The sequence below is a fragment of the Thalassospira sp. Z349TD_5 genome (genome assembly GCF_056173045.1).
Genome location: NZ_CM149654.1, coordinates 4189165 through 4208276 on the forward strand (window position 1 = coordinate 4189165; position 19112 = coordinate 4208276).

At 55.3% G+C, this 19112-nt stretch carries 18 protein-coding genes; 9 read left to right on the forward strand and 9 right to left on the reverse strand.

Annotation, left to right across the window (positions count from 1 at the left end; translation table 11 throughout):
• Nucleotides 1-17 precede the first annotated feature (17 nt).
• Complete coding sequence (locus AC0VXT_RS19235; RefSeq protein ID WP_475546700.1) at nucleotides 18-746, forward strand: uroporphyrinogen-III synthase; 729 nt, start codon at nucleotides 18-20, stop codon at nucleotides 744-746.
• Here the strand turns inward: AC0VXT_RS19235 and AC0VXT_RS19240 are convergent.
• Nucleotides 725-1192 (reverse strand): hypothetical protein, encoded by a 468-nt coding sequence (locus tag AC0VXT_RS19240; RefSeq protein ID WP_475546701.1) that lies wholly within the window; start codon nucleotides 1190-1192, stop codon nucleotides 725-727. The genes AC0VXT_RS19235 and AC0VXT_RS19240 overlap by 22 nt on opposite strands.
• On the opposite strand from AC0VXT_RS19240, the gene AC0VXT_RS19245 reads away from it, so the two are divergent.
• Both AC0VXT_RS19245 and AC0VXT_RS19250 read left to right on the forward strand, forming a co-directional pair.
• Nucleotides 1185-2336: a COG4223 family protein gene (locus AC0VXT_RS19245; protein ID WP_475546702.1), complete on the forward strand. Its 1152-nt coding sequence runs from the start codon at nucleotides 1185-1187 to the stop codon at nucleotides 2334-2336. The genes AC0VXT_RS19240 and AC0VXT_RS19245 overlap by 8 nt on opposite strands.
• Nucleotides 2333-3793 carry a heme biosynthesis HemY N-terminal domain-containing protein gene (locus AC0VXT_RS19250; RefSeq protein WP_475546703.1) on the forward strand — a complete coding sequence of 487 codons (1461 nt, stop codon included), beginning with the start codon at nucleotides 2333-2335 and terminating at the stop codon, nucleotides 3791-3793. Before AC0VXT_RS19245 ends, AC0VXT_RS19250 begins: the two co-directional genes overlap by 4 nt.
• 97 nt (nucleotides 3794-3890) lie before the next feature.
• Here the strand turns inward: AC0VXT_RS19250 and purH are convergent, their stop codons facing one another.
• The 7 genes from purH to AC0VXT_RS19285 all read right to left on the reverse strand — a co-directional run bounded on the left by purH (nucleotide 3891) and on the right by AC0VXT_RS19285 (nucleotide 11838).
• Complete coding sequence (gene purH, locus AC0VXT_RS19255) at nucleotides 3891-5468, reverse strand: bifunctional phosphoribosylaminoimidazolecarboxamide formyltransferase/IMP cyclohydrolase (protein ID WP_475546704.1); 1578 nt, start codon at nucleotides 5466-5468, stop codon at nucleotides 3891-3893.
• Between the two features lie 273 nt (nucleotides 5469-5741).
• Nucleotides 5742-6107, reverse strand: a complete 366-nt coding sequence (locus AC0VXT_RS19260) for a DoxX family protein (RefSeq protein ID WP_475546705.1) — start codon at nucleotides 6105-6107, stop codon at nucleotides 5742-5744.
• Between the two features lie 27 nt (nucleotides 6108-6134).
• Entirely contained in the window at nucleotides 6135-6548 is a 414-nt protein-coding gene (locus AC0VXT_RS19265; protein ID WP_475546706.1) for an SRPBCC family protein, read from the reverse strand.
• Nucleotides 6545-6868, reverse strand: a complete 324-nt coding sequence (locus AC0VXT_RS19270; RefSeq protein WP_276652705.1) for an ArsR/SmtB family transcription factor — start codon at nucleotides 6866-6868, stop codon at nucleotides 6545-6547. The genes AC0VXT_RS19265 and AC0VXT_RS19270 overlap by 4 nt, the downstream gene beginning before the upstream one ends.
• Before the next feature lie 186 nt (nucleotides 6869-7054).
• Nucleotides 7055-8461 carry a 2-oxoadipate dioxygenase/decarboxylase HglS gene (gene hglS / locus AC0VXT_RS19275; protein ID WP_475546707.1) on the reverse strand — a complete coding sequence of 469 codons (1407 nt, stop codon included), beginning with the start codon at nucleotides 8459-8461 and terminating at the stop codon, nucleotides 7055-7057.
• A 200-nt stretch (nucleotides 8462-8661) separates the two neighbouring features.
• Nucleotides 8662-10653, reverse strand: a complete 1992-nt coding sequence (locus tag AC0VXT_RS19280) for a polysaccharide biosynthesis protein (RefSeq protein ID WP_475546708.1) — start codon at nucleotides 10651-10653, stop codon at nucleotides 8662-8664.
• Nucleotides 10654-10785: 132 nt separating this feature from the next.
• The gene (locus AC0VXT_RS19285; RefSeq protein WP_475546709.1) at nucleotides 10786-11838 is read right to left on the reverse strand and encodes an MraY family glycosyltransferase; all 1053 of its coding nucleotides are present in this window, start codon (nucleotides 11836-11838) and stop codon (nucleotides 10786-10788) included.
• A 204-nt stretch (nucleotides 11839-12042) separates the two neighbouring features.
• Between AC0VXT_RS19285 and AC0VXT_RS19290 the strand changes: the two genes are divergently transcribed.
• The 6 genes from AC0VXT_RS19290 (at nucleotide 12043) to AC0VXT_RS19315 (ending at nucleotide 18673) form a co-directional block, all read left to right on the forward strand.
• Complete coding sequence (locus tag AC0VXT_RS19290) at nucleotides 12043-13389, forward strand: RsmB/NOP family class I SAM-dependent RNA methyltransferase (RefSeq protein WP_417822765.1); 1347 nt, start codon at nucleotides 12043-12045, stop codon at nucleotides 13387-13389.
• Between the two features lie 133 nt (nucleotides 13390-13522).
• Nucleotides 13523-14188: a ribulose-phosphate 3-epimerase gene (gene rpe, locus AC0VXT_RS19295; RefSeq protein WP_101301633.1), complete on the forward strand. Its 666-nt coding sequence runs from the start codon at nucleotides 13523-13525 to the stop codon at nucleotides 14186-14188.
• Nucleotides 14189-14364: 176 nt separating this feature from the next.
• The gene (locus AC0VXT_RS19300) at nucleotides 14365-16659 is read left to right on the forward strand and encodes an FdhF/YdeP family oxidoreductase (protein WP_475546710.1); all 2295 of its coding nucleotides are present in this window, start codon (nucleotides 14365-14367) and stop codon (nucleotides 16657-16659) included.
• Nucleotides 16656-16946, forward strand: coding sequence for a hypothetical protein (locus tag AC0VXT_RS19305; RefSeq protein WP_475546711.1), 291 nt, complete (start codon nucleotides 16656-16658; stop codon nucleotides 16944-16946). The genes AC0VXT_RS19300 and AC0VXT_RS19305 overlap by 4 nt, the downstream gene beginning before the upstream one ends.
• An 87-nt stretch (nucleotides 16947-17033) precedes the next feature.
• A complete protein-coding gene (locus AC0VXT_RS19310) occupies nucleotides 17034-17354 on the forward strand; it encodes a helix-turn-helix domain-containing protein (protein ID WP_475546712.1) in 321 nt (106 codons plus the stop codon).
• Nucleotides 17351-18673: a type II toxin-antitoxin system HipA family toxin gene (locus AC0VXT_RS19315; protein ID WP_475546713.1), complete on the forward strand. Its 1323-nt coding sequence runs from the start codon at nucleotides 17351-17353 to the stop codon at nucleotides 18671-18673. Before AC0VXT_RS19310 ends, AC0VXT_RS19315 begins: the two co-directional genes overlap by 4 nt.
• Nucleotides 18674-18702: 29 nt before the next feature.
• On the opposite strand, the gene AC0VXT_RS19320 is transcribed toward AC0VXT_RS19315, so the two are convergent.
• On the reverse strand, nucleotides 18703-18966 hold the full coding sequence (locus AC0VXT_RS19320) for a DUF1674 domain-containing protein (protein ID WP_022732764.1): 264 nt from the start codon (nucleotides 18964-18966) through the stop codon (nucleotides 18703-18705).
• Nucleotides 18967-19112 lie beyond the last annotated feature (146 nt).

Genomic DNA, 19112 nt, shown 5'->3' on the forward strand with positions numbered 1-19112 from the left:
CATTAACGGGACAGAAAATGGGACCACTGGTTTTAAACACCCGGCCCAAAACCGATTCCGCCGATCTTGAAGCATCCCTTCAAACGCGCGGCTACCGGGTTCTGTCTGCACCGATGTTGGAAATTGAGTTTCCAGCACAAACCAGGCCTTTTGACCCGACCCCGTATCAGGCCCTCATTTTTACATCCGCCAACGGGCTGCGGGCCTATGCCCGTCTGTCACAGGATCGCTACCAAACAGCTTTATGTGTTGGTGATGCCACTGCCCGTCTGGCCGCTGATATGGGGTTTAACCGGATCGAAAGTGCCAATGGCGACATCCACGATCTCGCCGCTTTGATCCGGGAACGGATTAGTCCCGCAATGGGCCCGCTTTTCCATCCCGCAGCGCGCAAGACCGCTGGTGATCTGGGCGAAATCCTGCGTGACGGCGGGTATCAGATTGACCGCCAAATCGTCTATACCGCCCACGCCAGCCAGACCCTGCCACAACAGATTTCAGATGCCATCGCAGCGCATCATATTGATGCAGTTTTATTTTTCTCTCCCCGCACAGCCGAAACCTTTGTTAAGCTGATCAAAAGCCACAAGCTGGAAGGGGAACTGACAGATACCTGTGCAATTTGTCTCAGTCCGGCAGTGCAATTGCGAACGGCCGACCTTACATGGCAAAGAACGCACGTTGCATCAAAGCCGACACAGGAATACCTTCTTTCTATACTAGATCAGTCATTTTCCAGCGTGTAACCACGTGATGGAACAACCGCAAACTGCAATGGTCCGATCGTGAAAAAACCAGAAACGCCAAAATCAGACGCTTCCGCAAAACCGGTCGACACCCAGAAATCGACCGAGACCATCTCTGTCGATAGCAGCGGCAATGCCAGTTCGGATGCGAAACCCGCATCAAAGCCAACGGCGGCCCAAACAGACGCCCAGACAGGCACAAAGTCCGGCATAAAGTCCGACACACAATCTGGTGCAAAACCCGATACGGCAAAATCGCCCTCCCAGCCGGGATCAAAGCCGACAGACAAATCTGGCGCAACATCATCGGCAACGGCCAAACCGGAAATAAAACCGGCATCGGCCCATCGCAACAGCCAATCCAGTGACAAAAGCAGCAAAACCGACGGTTCTGCTGCCTCGCGCAAGGGTGTGGGCGGCAAGGCGCTTTTGCTGTTTGTGATCATTATTGTCGGTGCCATTGCCGCTGGCTGGTTGACCCGTGCGATCTGGTGGCGCGATGCAGAGCCGGTTTTGAACCAATATGTCCCGACGGTTATTCTTGATGAAATAACCCCCGAAGAGTTCAAGGATGACGGTGCAATCACAGCGACCAATGCACCAAGTCAGCCGGAAATGACTGATCAGAACGATCAGAACAATACCATCCCGGCCCCGGATGAAGACGCAACCATGGCCGAAAAAGACGATGGCATGGTCAGTGAAGAAGACAGTCTTCCCCCGGTTGACGGTGATACGAATAGCGTTTCAAGCGCATCACCCCTGCCGGATGGATCGGTTGTTGTTGATCCGGAACTGACCGAACGCCTTTCGCGGCTTGAAGGCACAATTGATGCCTTGCGCGAACGCCTTAACAGCGAACGCGGCGGCACATTGAACAACACAGTTGCCCGCCGCATGGCGGAAATTGAAACCCGTACCGCCCCCATCGAAGAACTTGCACGTGTCGAAAGCGAACTTGCCGGTGTCGCCAACGAAATGCGTGAAATGTCGGCACGCCTGTCAACCATGGAAGAAGAAGTCCGGGCAACGGCTGGCCTTCGGGTTGAAAGCCGCGGACAGGCGATTGCCATGGCCGTCACCATCCTGCGCGATGCTTTGCAGCGCGGTGGGCCTTTCATCATCGCGCTAAATCAGCTTGAACGCAGCAGCGGCGATGACCCCCTTATCGCTGAACAGATTGCCACCCTTAAACCGCTTGCCGATCAGGGGGCACCGACCATCGAAAAACTGCGTCAGTCGTTCCCGGTCATGGCACAGGAAGCCGTTCAGGCCGCCACCGATGATCATTCGGGCAGTGTGCTTGATGCAACCTGGGCCAACATTAAAAAACTGATTCCGATCCGCCGTGTCGATGCGGCAGGCGAAGAATCACTTGAAGGGCGTCTGGTAACGGCTGAAAACGCGCTCGAGCACGACGACCTTGATGCCGCCATTACCGCCCTTCAGGGTGTTGAAGGTGACCATGCATCGGTCGCGGTTGCCGACTGGTTGGCGGCTGCGGAAAACCGTCAAACTCTCAACAGCGCCATCGCCTCGCTTAGTGCGCATGCGATTGATCTTCTGACCGGGTCGGAGGATAGCCAATGATCCGCCTGCTGACCTTTATCCTGATTACGGCCGTCTTGGTGGGCTGCACTGTCTGGTTTGCCGATAATCCCGGCAGAATGACGGTGGTCTGGCTTGGCTATCGCTTTGACGGATCGATTGGCATGGTCGCCTTGGCCCTTTTGGCCCTGACGGCCATATGTGTTCTGATCTGGCGTGGCTGGACCATCATTGCCAATTCACCGGGCTGGGTCGGTCGTCTGCTCGGCAGTCGTCGGCGCAAAAAAGGCCAGCAGGCCCTGACCATGGGGTTGCTGGAACTGGCATCGGGCGATGTCCGCCAGGCGCTTAAACATACCCGTGCGGTGGACCGTTATCTTGAAGACGATACACTGACACGGCTTTTAACCGCACAGGCAGCGGAACTTGACGGCAACAACGATGCGGCCAAGCGCCAGTTTGAAGCCATGCTGGAAAAACCAGACTCGGCATTCTTTGGCCTGCGTGGCTTGCTGCAATTATCACTTAAGACCAATGACCGCGAAGACGCCCTTGATTACGCCGAACGCGCACACCGTCTGCGCCCGCGCAATCCGGCTGTCATTGTTACATTGTTCGACTTGCTGCTGACATCCAAACGGTGGGACCGCGCGCTTAGCCTTCTGATTGATGCGCAAAAGGCCGAGGTTTTTGGCGAAAAGGAACTGACACGTCGTCGTGCGCTTCTGATTACCGCCAAGGCCGAAGACGCCATTGCGTCTGGTGAAAATACCGAAGCCATCAAACTCCTGCGTAAGGCATTGAACTCGGCAGATGACTTTACCGGCGCGGCTGTTTTGCTGGCCGGGCTTTATCGTGACCTGAAACAGGAAGCCAAAGCCCGCGACGTTATCCTGCACAGCTGGCGCACAACGCCGTCTGCCGCCCTTGGCGCGATCTATCTTGAAACGCTGACCGGTGATCCGCTGGCACAGGTCAAATCAGTTGAAAAACTGGCTGCCACCAACCCGGACCATGTCGAAAGCCAGATTATTCTGGCCGAGGCCGCCCTTCTGGCCGATCTGTGGGGCATGGCGCGCAGCAACCTTGAAAAGGCAATGACCCGCAAGACCGAAGCCCGCCATTATCGTTTGCTGGCCGATCTGGAATTGCGTGAAAAGCAGGATGGTGCCAAGGCCCGCGACCTTCTGGTCAAGGCCAGTCACGCCAATCCGGACCCCGATTGGCGCTGTGGGGCCTGTGGGGCGGAAACCGATCGTTGGGTGGTATCCTGCCCGTCCTGTCATTCGTTTGGCAGTGTTGAATGGCGAAGCCCCCTTCGCGTGCATCAGGCGCCGACATCAACCGCGCCCGATGCAGACAATCCGCCGTCAAAGGACGCCGCAAAAGACCCGGTTGCCATTGGACAGAATGCCACCATCATTGATCACAGCAACGATGATGACGGCAACGGCAACAGTGCCAACAACCCGCAAAAAGGCAATCAACCTGCCCTTTAAGACGTCCGATTGGTCAATTTAGCCTAAGCAAACCTGTCAAAACAAAAACCCCGGGGACGAACCCCGGGGTTTTTTAATGCCTAAATCACCGTCGCACTTAGTGGCGGAAGTGACGCATGCCGGTAAACACCATGGCAATGCCGTGCTCGTCGGCTGCTGCAATGACTTCTTCGTCACGCATCGAACCACCCGGCTGGATCACCGCCGTCGCACCGGCATTGACCGCTGCCAGAAGACCATCGGCAAATGGGAAGAATGCATCAGATGACACAACCGAACCCTTGGTCCGCACGACATCTTCGCCTGCATTTTTGCTGGCTTCTTCGGCTTTCCATGCGGCAATGCGCGAACTGTCAACGCGGCTCATCTGCCCCGCACCAACACCAACGGTCTTGCCGTCTTTAACATACACAATCGCATTTGATTTGACGTGTTTGCCAACGCGGAAGGCAAACAGAAGGTCATTAAGCTCGGCCTCTGACGGCGTGCGCTTGGTAACGACTTTAAGTTCGTCACGTTTCACCCGACCCGCATCGCGGTTCTGAAGCAGATATCCACCCGCCAGCGACCGCAGCGTCATGTCTTCACCTTCCGGATCAGCCATGCCACCGGTAATAAGAACACGCAGGTTCTTCTTGGCCGACAGAACTTCACGGGCCGCATCATCCGCATCCGGGCAAATCACCACTTCGGCAAACAGCTTGGCGATTTCTTCGGCCGTGGCTTTATCAAGGGTCCGGTTGACCGCAATGATACCACCAAAAGCCGACACCGGATCACATGACAGCGCCTTGTGATAAGCATCAATCAGGCTTTCGCCCTCTGCCACACCACACGGATTGGCGTGCTTGATGATGGCAACAGCCGGTTTTTCATCAAATTCGGACACCAGTTCAAACGCGGCATCGGTGTCGTTGAGGTTATTAAACGACAGCTCTTTGCCCTGAAGCTGGGTCGCGGTCGAAACACCCGGACGGTTTTTGCCGTTGGTGTAGAACGCAGCCTGCTGATGCGGGTTTTCGCCGTAACGAAGGGTTTGCTTCAGTTCGGCCGAAACATTCAAACGCTGCGGGAAGGTTTCACCCAGTTCACCGGCAAACCAGCTTGAAATCGCCGAGTCATAGGCGCCCGTGCGGGCAAATGCCTTGGCGGCCAGAACGCGGCGGGTTTCCGCCGTCGTGGCACCGGCATTGCCGTTCATTTCCGCAACGACGCGGTCATAGTCGCCTGGATCGACAACAACCGTCACCGACTCATGGTTCTTGGCGGCCGAACGGATCATGCTTGGCCCACCAATGTCGATGTTTTCGATGCAGGTATCGAAATCGGCACCCTTGGCAACGGTTTCTTCGAACGGATAAAGGTTCACACACACCAGATCGATCGGCGCAATGTCGTTGTCTTTCATTGCCTGCATATGGCTGGCAAGCGGACGACGGCCCAGAAGACCGCCATGAATTTTCGGATGAAGCGTTTTGACACGACCATCCATGATTTCAGGAAAACCGGTGTGATCGGCAACTTCCTTAACCGGGATACCGGCCGCTTCAATCGCCTTGGCAGAGCCACCGGTTGACAGGATTTCAACACCCTGTTCATGAAGGGATTTGGCAAATTCGACCAGACCGGTCTTGTCGGAAACGGAAATAAGCGCGCGCGCAATACGAGCAGTCATTGGGTTCGCTTTCATGCATCAATATGTGATGAAGGTCGCGGACCCATTGATGATATATCGGCCCAACGCGATACCGTGCTGTATGGCTGCTCGTGCATACCGATGGTATCAATTGCGGGCGAACCGGCCTTTTGGCAGAAACCCGGGCCGACACATGATCAATGAGTCCGAACCATGTTTCGCGCGGACCTTTAGCATGTGCAGCGCAAAAAGTGGACCCCGAATTCTTGCATGGCGGCTTTCAGCAAAATAGCTCTATTTCATACCGCAGCTCTAAAGCGGTGAGAGTGACGTTCTGGCATAGGCAAGAAATCCACATATAACCGCCACAACCAGCCAATAAAACATCGGCCCATTCTGCTCTACACCTGATCGCAAATGCATCCCGGAAAAGAGGAGCATCTCTGCTGCAATACCCAAGGCCGCGATAGGCACGAGAATGGCAAATTGCTTATTGATTGCAGGCAGGATCAACCCAACCGCACAAAGCAGTTCAACGCCAATCAGCCCCATCCATACCGCATGAGGAATAGCGCTCAAAGATGGTATGCCCTGCTCGGAATTTGAAAACTTCCAAACTGCGCCGATACCTGTATGCACGGCGAGTAATGCCTGCAAAATCCACAAAAAAATGTTCATCGTAAGCTCCTCAGGCGTGGGATAAATTTAATCGATTTGCGACAGTAATTGTTCCAACTGACCAAAGAAGCGTGGCCACCCGCTTTTGGCACCAAAATATGCCAGCTTTTGTTTCTCTGGATTGAACCCTGTTTGCTCCATGCGAAGCAGCGTTCCGCTGGCCGAAGGTAACAGCGTCCAGGTCACAACACTTTCCAAACCGTCTGCCTGCCATGTGTAAGTGAGTGTTTTTTCAGGCTCGATCGTCAGAACCTGACAGTCAATTTCACCCCAACTGGCATTGAGTTTGAATTTGCGATTCAAAACTGGCGTGAAGTCATTTTGCAGCAACCATTCTGCGATGAGATGCGGCTGCGTAAGAGCACGCCATATTTTCTCAGGCGGATAGGCAAATTCCCGTTCAACAACGACAGAGCGGGTTGCGGGTGCGGTATTTTTCATTGATCAATCCGTTTGAGCAGGTTTTCAAGCGCATCGAGACGGCCCTCCCAAAACTCAGCCATTTGCGCGGTCCAGTCCCTGAGGGGGGATAACGCATCAGGCTGTGCGCTGTAGTGGGTTTGACGGCCTTGATGTAAGCCGCTGACCAAGCCTGCCTGCTTTAAAATACGAAGGTGTTTTGAGACAACCGGTTGCGAGACACCCGCCTGCTCTGTCAGTGCCCCGACAGTTTTGTCCCCTTCTCGGCATAAACGCTCAAATATTGCCCGCCGCGTTGGGTCGGAAAGCGTCTTGAAAAGGATCGTGTGTGCGTCTGACATTAACCCATACCCCAATGACTATGAATTAACATATATCCATTGGGGTATGAATTGGTCAACGAAAAAGATGACACGACAATGAGTGCCGTATCCACCTTCCAAACTCAGGAAATGCCGTAAACCTTTAATGTACGTGAACCTTTAATGTACGTGCCCGCACCAATCGGCACCATCCGCCAACCCTAATCAAGCAACGCTTTTCTTAAGCCCCAATGCATCAAATGCACGGTCAATAGAAGCCTGCTGGGTTTTCGCATAAAGTGCCAGCTCATCACGAACCGATGCCCCAAGCGCCTGTTCAAACTCATCCTGATTGGAATGGGTCTGATAATTTTTCTGCGCATCACCGCCCAGATTCGACTGGAAAATACCCGCCGCACTCACGGGCAGGAAATCCTCGTAAATGATCGAATCTGCACGCAGATATCCTTGATCAACCAACTCATGCGCCGTTCCCGGCAATTTGCCTTTGCGCGCGGCATCCAAACCGGCCTTGGTCGGGCTGTATTTAAAGAAAGCCAACCCTTCAACCCGAAGCGTTTCATAATCATCGGGGAAGGCAACGAACCGTTCGCAAAGCTCGGTTTCGTAATCGCGCGCATTTGATCCACCGGCATTGATCTGAACAGCCTGCCGGACAGATGCCAAAAGCGTATCATACAATGCCCGCCCCTTTGCCGTCAGGGCAACGCCGCGCTGCTCAATCTCACCAAAGCGGGCGGTATGGGTTCCCGGTGTGCCTTTTGGGGTGTCGCCCACGAAATAAACCTGTTCTTCCAGCGCCTTGAAACTGGTTTGACGTAGAAGGATCGGGCAGTTTCGGGTCGGCGGGCCTTCGATAACCGCCTTGGGTGAAATACCCCGTTCAGGCATGGCTTTCTGAACCGCATCAATATCCAATGTGCGCGGTGTCAAATGGTTGATATGCGGGCCTTTGAAACACACCACATCGGCAATCAAACGATGGGCATCATGCATTTTTTGGTATGAAGCAAGCGACACCGTCGCATCACTGTGCCAGCGGAACGTTTTAAGCGCCTCAGTCACAAACTGTTCGGCTTGTACCTGCGTCAGCCCCCCGTTCTTTTCCGCCAGATAAATCAGCTTGATGACATCGGCGGTGAAAATATCGCGCGCCGCCAAAATCTGCTGGGCGTCATGGCGCAGGTTTTCATCTTCGATCAGCTCAAGCCGCAAAAGGGATGTAAAAACCCGAAACGGATTGCGCCGCAGTGCCGCGTCATCAATCGGACGAAACGCCGTCGAATGAACCGGCACGCCCGCTACTGACAGATCATAATAGCCCACCGGATGCATGCCCATCACGGCAAACAGACGGCGCATGATGAACAGTTCTTCTGACTTGCCCAGACGGATCGCACCATGGCGTTCGACATCCAGCCGGTCCAATTCATCGCTACTTTCCAGTCCTTCGCGCAACGCTGCGTTTACCGCAAGGTTTTGCTGATTAACATCGGCCACCAGTTCCAGAAGTGTTCCATATTGCGGTACTTCCGCACGGTACATATCCGACATCGCACTGGAAAACATCGAACGAATGTCATCGGGATGGGCAAAAGCATCTGCCGACATGGAGGCCTCCAAAGAACGGGAACGGACTAGAATTTCGGAATGCCTTCGCAACAAGGTCATTCCTGTTTGTCATTCTGATCGCAAGATATTGGCGTAAAACAGCCCTGACAAACGACAATTCCGCACAAGTTCATTCGCAATGAGAATGAACTCTTATGAGACGCCCCGAAAAATGGAAAATGGTAGCACTGGAAAGACGACTAGGCCGATCTTCCCGTGGCCTGATCCAGATCGCTGCCATCCTCGGCAGACGGACCTGTTACGGCTTTGGCGTTATCGGCAAAGATCGATTTAACCCCGATTTCGGGTGGCTGGAATTCCGGCACCAACTGACTGATCAACGCCAAAGTGGCGTGGGTATCACGACTGGTTGCACTGGCTTCAAGCGCCTCAAACACCTGTTTGATCAAGTCATAATCAACAACCCGCGGGGCGGCCAACATCACACCGTCCGTTTCGGTTGGTTCAGGCGGCTCAGAATCGTGGAACAGTTCTTCATACAGCTTTTCGCCTGGACGCAGGCCGGTCACCTTGATCTCGACGTCCTTGCCCGGCTGCAAGCCCGACAGCAAAATCATCTGACGCGCCAGATCAACGATTTTAACCGGGCGCCCCATATCGAGAACAAAGATTTTACCGCCTTCTGTCACACCGCGACGGCCAAGTTCAGCCGATTGCAGGACAAGTTCCACCGCCTCGGCAATGGTCATGAAGTAACGTGTGATGCCCTCGTGGGTAACGGTCAAAGGCCCCCCGGCTTCAAGCTGGCGCTTAAACAGCGGCACAACCGATCCGGTCGATCCCAACACATTGCCAAACCGCACTGTGACAAACCGCGTGATGCTGCGCTGATCATCGGGCAAGGTTTCAAGCGCCTGACAATAACATTCCGCCAGTCGCTTGGACGCGCCCATGACATTGGCCGGATTAACCGCCTTATCGGTTGAAATCAAAACCATCGTCGCAACATTGGCCGCCCGGCAGGCCTCGGCCACATTGCGCGTCCCCAGTGTATTGGTCAGGATACCTTCGTTGGGATTATGCTCGACCAACGGCACATGCTTATACGCCGCCGCATGGAAAACAATTTCCGGTTTGACGTCATCAAAAACAGTATCAATCCGTGTGCGATCCCGAACGTCACCCAGAACGCTTTCACGCGGCAAGTCCGGGTATTTTTCCGCCATTTCCATATCAATGGCATAGAGATTATATTCCCCGGCATCGACCAGTGTCAGGCTCGCCGGACCATAAGAGGCAATCTGGCGCACCAGTTCGGACCCAATCGACCCACCTGCCCCGGTAACAAGCACGCGCCTGCCGCCAATCATGTCACGTACGCGGTCACGATCCAGACGCGCCTGCGGACGGCCCAGCAAATCCTCAATCGCCACCGGGCGGATTTGCAGCGGGTCAGCAAGGCCTTCGCGCAGGTCCCCCAGTTTTGGCAAGCGGGCAAATGTCATGCCATATCGGTCGGCAATCTCAAGCCATTTGGCATTGTCAGGATGACGCAGCGCATCACCGGTCAAAACCAAACGGCGCGGCACACCATGGCGTGATTTTTCAAGTTTCTGAATGGTTTCTTCAAGCTGATCAACCGTTGCCAGCACATCAATATTATGCATGTTGCGTCCGACACGGCTTTGCGTCAGGGCGACAATCCCGATCACCTTGAACGGGGTGTCGGCAGACCGTTGTGTTTCACGAATGAAGGCTTCTGCTTCGTCCCCGGCCCCGATCAACAGAACCGAAAGACGCCGCGTACCTTGACGCACCAGTGCACGCGCAGTCGATTTATCCTTGGCGATGCGATAGGCCAACCGTGACCCACCCAGCAACGCCATCAACAAAAACCACTGAATAAGCGGGGCAGACCGCGGAATCCAGTCCAGACGCGTCGTCAGGAACAAGACGACAAACAAGGCCGCCACGGCAACGCTGACCGCCTTGGCAATCCGTGTGAGATCATTGAGCGACGCATAGCGCCAGATACCGCGATAAAGTCCAAAAAACCAGAAGGATGCCGCCGCAATCAGGGTAAACACACCGGCTGAAAACAGGATGTTGTCAAAGGCATAAAACTGCACGCCCTCGCCAACCCGCAAATACAATGCCAGCGGGAAAGAAAGTGCGGCCATGACAATGTCATGACCAAAGGCAATATGGCTTCGCTGTAAAATGCGCGACATGCGGTCCCTTACCGGCAATTTTCTGTTTTTATCTGTTTTTAAAGGATACCCGCTTCACCCGAAGACGGATAAGCCTTTCTTTTCGCGCCCACCTGAAAACAAGTCAAGCACTCCGCACGTGCCTGTTTTTGCTTACGGTTGCGCGCGGCCTTTGACTGGCATGCGCAACATCATGCCCACCAGCCCAAACACCACCATGGCGGCCGCCACAACCCGCATCCAGCCCGGCGTATCAAGCTCGGTAAAACACACCGCAATCAACACCAGATTGGTGATCCCGATCATCGCCGAGACGGTCGAATGTTTAAGCCCGCGCTGGGTCGCCTGTTGATAAAAATGCTCACGATGCGCTTGCCAGACTTTCTCGCGACGAAGTGCACGCTTGATCAAGGTTATGGTCGCATCAAACAGGTAATATGACGGCAAGATAAGCGCGACCGCCCACGCCCCTTCCGCGGCCAGTTGCAACAGAACCCAACCCAGAATAAAGCCAAGCGGGATTGACCCAACATCACCCAGGAACAACCGGGCCGGATGCCAGTTCCAGATCAAAAACCCGGCCATGATCGATGTGACACCAAGCCCGATATAGCCAAGCCCGATGAACTGCGGCAACGGGATCAACAGGGCGAGAATAAACACACCAAGTCCGATCGACCCGGCCTCAACCCCGGTAATACCATCAATCCCGTCCATGAAATTAAACAGATTGATAAACCAGACCCACGCCAGCACCACCAAAACATGATCAAGCCAAACCGGAACAATCCCGCCCAGAACCGGCTTATCAATGGCAAAAACCCCAATGATCACCGCCATGAACTGACAGGCAAACCGTATCGCTGCGGACAAATCACGCCGGTCATCGAGCCAGCTTAAGACGCCAAGTCCGGCCCCGGCGGCAAGCATCAACCACGGACCAATATCGCGCACCCCGGTATGGACAAAAACCACCGCCACCAGAACAATCAAAAGCGGTGTCACCGCCAACCCACCGCCACGCGGGGTTGGCACGGCATGACTGGACCGGTGGTTGGGCATGTCCAAAATCGCCTTGCGCCGCAAATAGATCAGCACGGCCCACGTCAACAACATGGCACCGATCAGAAAAATACTGGAAAAGGTCGCAAGTCCGGCAAACGTCATCGTTTGGGTGATCCCTTGTTTCGGTCCTGATTGGGCCATGGTTTGCCCGTGGGTTACGACCGGCACGCCATCAGCAGATTGTTGCGTCTGGAGTAGCCGGGGACAGCCGCCATCGCAAGGCTTTTCAACCCGGCATCGTGGTGATTGGCAGGTCAGCCATGCCGACCCAACAGATGCTTGGTGCTTTACACTTGGCTATCGCCGCCTTAACTACAGTCATAACATAAAACCGGAGATACCCCTTTGACTGAACGCCGTTCCCGTCCCGCCCATCGCAATGCATCCCGCCATCCTGCGGTCGAGGCACCCGATCCACGTATGCTGGCGCTAAAAACGCTGCAGGAACTGCGTGGCGGCGAAGTGACACTGGACGAACTTCTGTCAAAGCATGGCTATGGTCTGCCGTCACTGGATCGCAATTACCTGCGCCATTTGCTGGGTACCACATTGCGCCATATGGGCGAAATTGATGCGGTTCTGGCGCCGCGCTATCAACCGCCACAGGACCGGGTTGCCGCCCGCCTGACCAACATCATGCGTCTTGGCGTTGCACAGTTGTTCTTTATGGACACGTCCGATTATGGGGCGGTCGACAGCACGGTCAACCTGACCCGCGATGCCGGTTTGCATAAATATGTGAAGCTTGTGAATGCGGTGCTGCGCAGTTTGCAGCGCGATGGCTTTGAATGGCCCGAAGGGGTCGAAGACTGGCAGCTTAACATCCCGGCATGGCTGCGCGGCTCATGGAAAAAAGCCTATGGTGCCGAAATCGCGCAAGGCATCGCCGAGGCCAGCCTTGGCCACGCCATGCTCGATCTGTCGATCAAGGACCGTTCAGAATCAGAAAACTGGGCCGAACAGGTCGATGGCCTTGTCCTGCCGACCGGATCGGTAAGACTTGAAAGTGGGCGCCGTATTCGCGACCTTCCGGGCTACAAAGATGGCAAATGGTGGGTACAGGATGCAGCGGCCGCCATCCCGGCCACCCTGTTTTCGGCCTATAAAGACAAAACGATCTACGACCTGTGTGCCGCACCGGGTGGCAAAACAATGCAATTGGCGGCCCTTGGCAGCAGCCCGATTGCGGTTGATAAATCCGAAGGCCGCCTCAAACGCGTTTACGAAAATCTTGAACGTGTGGAACTGGGCGCAGCCGTTGTCACAGGCGATGCCACCGATCTGGCCCCTGATACCCCGCGTGCGGATGCGGTCTTGCTCGATGCCCCCTGCTCGGCAACCGGCACCATTCGCCGCCATCCCGACATTCTGCTGCGTCAGAACGACAAACTGATGCGATCGCTTTTGCCGATCCAGACCAAATTGCTTAATCAGGCCGATAAGCTTTTGAATGTTGGCGGTGAGTTGATCTATTGCACCTGTTCGCTGCAACCCGAAGAAGGCGAACATCAGATCAAATCGTTCCTGGCCGACCATCCCAAATATGAACGTAAACCCATCACCGCCGAAGAACTCGGTGGCTGGGATGAGGCCATCAACGAAGATGGCGAATTGCGCGTTCTGCCGGTCCATATGCAGGAATACGGCGGCATGGATGGCTTTTTCTGCGCGCGACTTGTCAAAAAGGGCTGATTTCACAGCCAAATGCGCCACCCAACCACAAACAAGGCTGCCATGACCGTCCATTCGGATGACAGGGCGGGCTTTTTGCGTTAAGACAAGCGCCAAATTCCCATATCCCACAGTGTTTCAGGACCCGTGACGCATGACCACGTCGAACATTAAAATTGCCCCTTCGATCCTTTCGGCCGACTTCGCCCAGTTGGGTGTTGATGTCCGTGCGGTTGACGCCGCCGGTGCGGATTACATCCACATTGATGTGATGGACGGCCATTTTGTCCCCAACATCACGATTGGCCCGGACGTGGTCAAGGCGCTGCGCCCGCACAGCGACAAGGTATTTGACGTGCACCTCATGATCGCCCCGGTCGATCCCTATATCGAAGCCTTCGCCAATGCCGGATCCGACATCATCACCATCCATGCCGAAGCCGGCCCGCACCTGCATCGCAGCTTGCAACTGATCAAGTCGCTGGGCAAAAAAGCCGGTGTGTCGCTGAACCCGTCAACCCCGGAATCTGTGATTGAATACGTCATGGACATGGTTGATCTGGTGCTGGTCATGACCGTCAATCCGGGCTTTGGCGGTCAGAAGTTCATCCCAAGCCAGCTTGAAAAAATCAAACGCATCCGCAAGATGATTGATGCCACCGGGCGCGACATCGACCTTCAAGTCGATGGTGGCGTAAACCCGGAAATCGCCCCGCAGGTCATTGCTGCTGGCGCGAATGTTCTGGTCGCAGGTTCAGCCACCTTCAAAGGCGGACCGGGCGAATACGCCAATAATATCAAGGCAATTCGCGGCGCCTAAGCCACATACACCCTCGCATGTTTTTTATCAGGGCCGGAACCACAACGTTGGTTTCGGCCCTGAATGCGTTTTATGCGCATTTGAAATCACTGCATAAGGGTTTGATAAATTTTTTCTATCACCCCATTAGGTCTGCATACTTGACCTAATTTGCGATATCGCAAATAGATGCCCCCATGAATGAAATCTTTATTGGCAAGAAATCATCGGCTGCGGGCGGATGGGGTGCGCTGAAAAGTTGCGGTAAGCAGCTTTTACAAAGCGGCAGCGCCCTTAGCGGTGCACGCACGATGCTTAAGGCAAATCAGCCCAACGGTTTTGATTGCCCCGGTTGCGCGTGGGGTGATCCCGAGCATGGATCATCGTTTGAGTTTTGCGAAAACGGTGTCAAAGCCGTGTCGTGGGAAGCAACTCAAAAGCGCGCCACACCGGCATTCTTTGCCAAACATACGGTTTCTGAGCTGCGCAAGCTTTCCGATTATGAGCTGGAACTGAACGGCCGCCTCACCCACCCGATGCGCTATGACGCGCAAAGCGACACCTATCTGCCGGTCGCATGGGAAGATGCCTTTGCCGAAATTGGGGGCATTCTTAAAAACCTGAATTCCCCCGATCAGGCCGAGTTTTACACATCCGGCCGGGCCAGCAACGAAGCTGCTTATCTCTATCAGCTGTTTGTGCGTCTGTATGGCACCAACAATTTCCCCGATTGCTCCAACATGTGCCACGAAGCCAGTGGCATTGGCCTGCGCCAGGCGATTGGCGCTGGCAAAGGCACGGTCCTGCTCGAAGATTTCGAAAAGGCAGACGCCATTTTCGTGCTGGGACAAAACCCCGGCACCAACCATCCGCGCATGCTGGGTGATTTGCGCCGGGCCGCCATTCGTGGGGCTGAAATCGTTGTCTTTAACCCGGTCCGGGAACGCGGACTGGAACGGTTTTCCGACCCGCAGGCCAAACTTGAAATGCTGTCAGGCGGATCAACCGACATCGCCAGCCATTATTACCAGCCCCTTCTTGGTGGGGACATGGCCGCCGTGCGCGGCATGAGCAAGGCCGTCTTTGCCGCCGAAGATGCGGCCATTACGGCGGGTCATCCGCCCGTGCTTGATCATGATTTCCTTGGTGAACATTGCGATGGCTTTGCCGAGTATCGCGCCACTGTCGATGCCACAAGCTGGGACGAGATCGAAGACCAGTCGGGCCTGTCCCGGCACGACATCGAACAGGCGGCAAATGTGTATATGTCGGCCGAACGGGTGATTTGCACATGGGCGATGGGCGTCACCCAGCACCTGCATTCGGTGGCCACCATTCGTGAAATTTCCAATTTCATGTTCCTGCGCGGCAATATCGGCAAACCCGGTGCCGGCCTCTGCCCGGTGCGCGGACATTCCAATGTGCAGGGCGACCGCACCGTTGGCATTAACGAAAAGCCCGCCGATGCCTTCCTTGATGCACTGGAAAAGGAATTCGGCTTCACCGCACCGCGCAAACACGGGCACAATGTGCTGGGTGCGATTGGCGCGATGCTGGATGGCAGTGCCAAGGCCTTCATCGGGCTTGGCGGCAATTTCGCCCGCGCAACGCCCGACAGCGCCCTTGTCGCCAAGGCACTTAAAAACCTGAAACTTACGGTCAACATCGCGACCAAGCCCAACCATTCACATCTGATGCCCGGCGAGGTCAGCTTTATCCTGCCGTGTCTCGGGCGGACCGAAATTGATCTGAATTCAGCCGGTCAGTCACAGGTCGTCAGCGTCGAAGACTCGATGAGCATGGTCCATGGGTCGGCGGGCATCAACCGCCCGGCATCGCCGCATTTGTTGTCCGAAGTTGGCATTATCGCCGGGATTGCCGAGGCAACCCTTGGCACCCAGACCGTGTCATGGCCTGCCCTTGCCGATGATTACGAACGCATCCGCAGCCATATCGAAGCCACCATTCCAGGCTTTGACGATTACAACACCCGCCTGCGCACACCACGCGGGTTCCTCCTGCGCAACAGTGCCGCACACCGGGAATGGAACACACCGACCGGCAAGGCCAATTTCTTTGCCGGCACCCTTCCCGCCAGCACCGTGCACCAGCAGGCCCGCACGGCACAAACCCGGTTCGCGCTTCAGACATTCCGTTCGCACGATCAGTACAACACCACCGTTTATGGTCTTGATGACCGCTATCGCGGTGTGTACGGCGAACGCAACGTGATTTTCATCCATCCCGACGACCTTGCGTCCCTTGGTGCACAATCTGGCGACCGGGTGAATGTCATTGGCGAATATAACGATGGTGTCGAACGCATTGCGCCTGATTTCCGGTTCGTTTCCTACGATATCCCACGCGGCAGTGTTGCGGGCTATTACCCGGAACTGAATGTGCTTGTCCCGCTGGGCAGTGCCGGGGATCAAAGCGACACCCCGACGTCAAAATCGGTCATGGTATCGTTTCAAAAGGATGCGGCCGCGTGACCGGGACTGTGCCCGACACCGCACCCGAAACCCCGTCCGATAGCGAACAATTCATGGATCTGGTTGCGCGCCGTTGTACCGCGCAACCCGACCTCACCCCGATACAGGCGGGCATCATCATCGCGGCAGAGCAAAATATTGCCCGCGACAGCCGCACATTCGCCCGTCTTCTGGGCCTTGCCCATGCGCTTGTTTTGCGTGAGATCACCACACTTTGCGATCAAAACCGCCTGACCATCGCCAAACAGGATGCACGCACCCTGCGAACGTTTTACGAGATAGTCTGAACCCTCATCTCCTCTTGGCGCAATCACCATTTGCCAAATAAGTGATATTACCATATCATTTAACCACAAAATAACGGGTTAAATGATATGGTAATATCACTTGAATCATTTTCACCAGAACAAAGCGCACGCAATGTCGGGTTCGCTGCCAAGCAATTGCGCCTTTCACGGAACCTGACACGCAAGGATCTGGCCTCACGTGCGGGTGTGCCTGTTCCGACCTTGCGCAAATTCGAAGATACCGGTCTCGCACCATTTCTGACCGTTATGCGTCTGGCACACGCGCTCTCGTGCGATGCGGTTCTGGGGGAAATTTTTGCGCCTGCTGATGATCTTCCCAACAGCATTGACGAAATGCTGGAAACCGAAAACACCAAGCCCCGCCAACGTGCAAGGCGCAAAACATGACCGATCTTGAACCGTGGAACCTTGGCGCGCCCCTGACCATCACGATGGAAGATGTCGCGACCGGCAAGAATGGCACCACGTCTTTGCCGATTGGCAGGCTCGCCTGGTCCAGGGAACACAGGCGCGCGATCTTTGAACCCTCCGCAGAGGCCGTTCGCGCCGCCGTCCCCCTTTCCCCGTTCAGCATTGATATAAAATCCGGTGTCAGTGCAGGCGATCACACCGAGTTTGGGGGCCTCCACGGTGTATTTGCTGACAGCTTGCCCGACGGATGGGGTCGTTTGCTTGTCGACCGCGAGGCCGAATCACGCGGCCTGCGCCGAAGCGACCTTACCCCCGTTGACCGACTTGCGATTGTTGGCGTGTCGGGCATGGGTGCTCTTGCATATCGACCGGAAGCCGACCGGCAGCAGGACAAGGCCGATATGGACCTGGCCCTTCTTGCCGATGCGGTACAACGCATTCTGGGCGAGGCCCGCGAACCAACCATCGCCGATGCCGTGAAACTCCGTGCGGCCCTTGGCGGTTCTGGCGGTGCCCGTCCGAAAATCGTCTGTCAAATTGCCGAACAGGGCGGGGATAACGCCACATTGCGCCCTGCCAATGCCAAACCCGACCCGGCATTCGGGCACTGGATTGTAAAATTTGCGAACACAGAGGACGGACCATACGCCGCCCAAATCGAACATGCCTATGCCCTGATGGCCGCATCAGCCGGGATCAATATGCCAGAAACACGTTTGGTCAGTGCCACGGACGGCCGATGTTTTTTTGCCATTCGCCGGTTTGACCGTGACGTGATCAAAACACCCCAAAAGCCCGTCTTGCGCCGATGGCATATGCTTTCGGCATCCGGCGCACTCCAAAGCGAACATAGCAAATTCGCCTTCGACTATGAAACCCTTCTGACATGGGCATGGAAGCTCACCAAAGACCAGATCGCCGTCGAAGAAATGTTTCGCCGCGCGGCCTTTAATGTCATGGCACATAATCGCGATGATCACGGGCTTCAACATCGTGCGATGCTTGACATGGATGATGCAAAAATGTGGCGATGGCGCGTCTCACCGGCCTATGACCTTACCCCGTCCGACGGACCCGGTGGCGAACACAGCCTGACAGTCGCTGGTGCCGGCAAGGATATTACCCGCGATCACTTTATGAAACTTGCCAAAAAATCGCCAATCCCGGCAAACCGGGCGAGTACGATCATTGATCAGGTGTCAGAAACTGTCGCGCGCTGGAACGAATTTTCAGAACGCGTCGAGCTTCCCCGCGCACCATGCAACAGCATCACGCAACTCCACAGCATCCTATAGGCTCCGAAAGCACAAAGGCCCATATCCGATCAGAAATCGATACATCGTCCCTTGCTTTCCCAATCGCCAAACCGGGTCGGCTCCGGGCCTTTCGGGCCGCCGATTTCGCGCTGTTTTGCGGCGGCTTCCTTGGCGGCCTTGGCTTCGGCAAGGGCGTTGATCGCATCCTGTGACAGGGCCGGGGCCATATCAGCACCCGCGATCTCTTCGTTCTTTTCTTCACTTGTTTTCGGTTCGGCCTTTTCTTTTGGCTCTACCTGATGAATGACGGTCTCGCGAAACTTTCCGGTCATTCGGCTTCTCCTGTTTTAGGGCCTGCACCCTGTAATTCACATTTGCCCAAGAAATAGCGTCCTGACCACCGTTGGGCAAGCCTGCGTATGGCGCAGCCGAACCGCGCAAAATGCATGGGATTTCAATCCTTTGGAATCAAACGTGG

Coding starts and splice junctions, on each gene's coding strand:
- AC0VXT_RS19235 (WP_475546700.1), top strand. CDS start 18: ATGGGACCACTGGTTTTAAACACCCGGCCCAAAACCGATTCCGCCGAT.
- AC0VXT_RS19240 (WP_475546701.1), bottom strand. CDS start 1,192: ATGATCACAAACAGCAAAAGCGCCTTGCCGCCCACACCCTTGCGCGAG.
- AC0VXT_RS19250 (WP_475546703.1), top strand. CDS start 2,333: ATGATCCGCCTGCTGACCTTTATCCTGATTACGGCCGTCTTGGTGGGC.
- purH (WP_475546704.1), bottom strand. CDS start 5,468: ATGACTGCTCGTATTGCGCGCGCGCTTATTTCCGTTTCCGACAAGACC.
- AC0VXT_RS19260 (WP_475546705.1), bottom strand. CDS start 6,107: ATGAACATTTTTTTGTGGATTTTGCAGGCATTACTCGCCGTGCATACA.
- AC0VXT_RS19265 (WP_475546706.1), bottom strand. CDS start 6,548: ATGAAAAATACCGCACCCGCAACCCGCTCTGTCGTTGTTGAACGGGAA.
- AC0VXT_RS19270 (WP_276652705.1), bottom strand. CDS start 6,868: ATGTCAGACGCACACACGATCCTTTTCAAGACGCTTTCCGACCCAACG.
- hglS (WP_475546707.1), bottom strand. CDS start 8,461: ATGTCGGCAGATGCTTTTGCCCATCCCGATGACATTCGTTCGATGTTT.
- AC0VXT_RS19280 (WP_475546708.1), bottom strand. CDS start 10,653: ATGTCGCGCATTTTACAGCGAAGCCATATTGCCTTTGGTCATGACATT.
- AC0VXT_RS19285 (WP_475546709.1), bottom strand. CDS start 11,838: ATGGCCCAATCAGGACCGAAACAAGGGATCACCCAAACGATGACGTTT.
- rpe (WP_101301633.1), top strand. CDS start 13,523: ATGACCACGTCGAACATTAAAATTGCCCCTTCGATCCTTTCGGCCGAC.
- AC0VXT_RS19300 (WP_475546710.1), top strand. CDS start 14,365: ATGAATGAAATCTTTATTGGCAAGAAATCATCGGCTGCGGGCGGATGG.
- AC0VXT_RS19310 (WP_475546712.1), top strand. CDS start 17,034: ATGGTAATATCACTTGAATCATTTTCACCAGAACAAAGCGCACGCAAT.
- AC0VXT_RS19315 (WP_475546713.1), top strand. CDS start 17,351: ATGACCGATCTTGAACCGTGGAACCTTGGCGCGCCCCTGACCATCACG.
- AC0VXT_RS19320 (WP_022732764.1), bottom strand. CDS start 18,966: ATGACCGGAAAGTTTCGCGAGACCGTCATTCATCAGGTAGAGCCAAAA.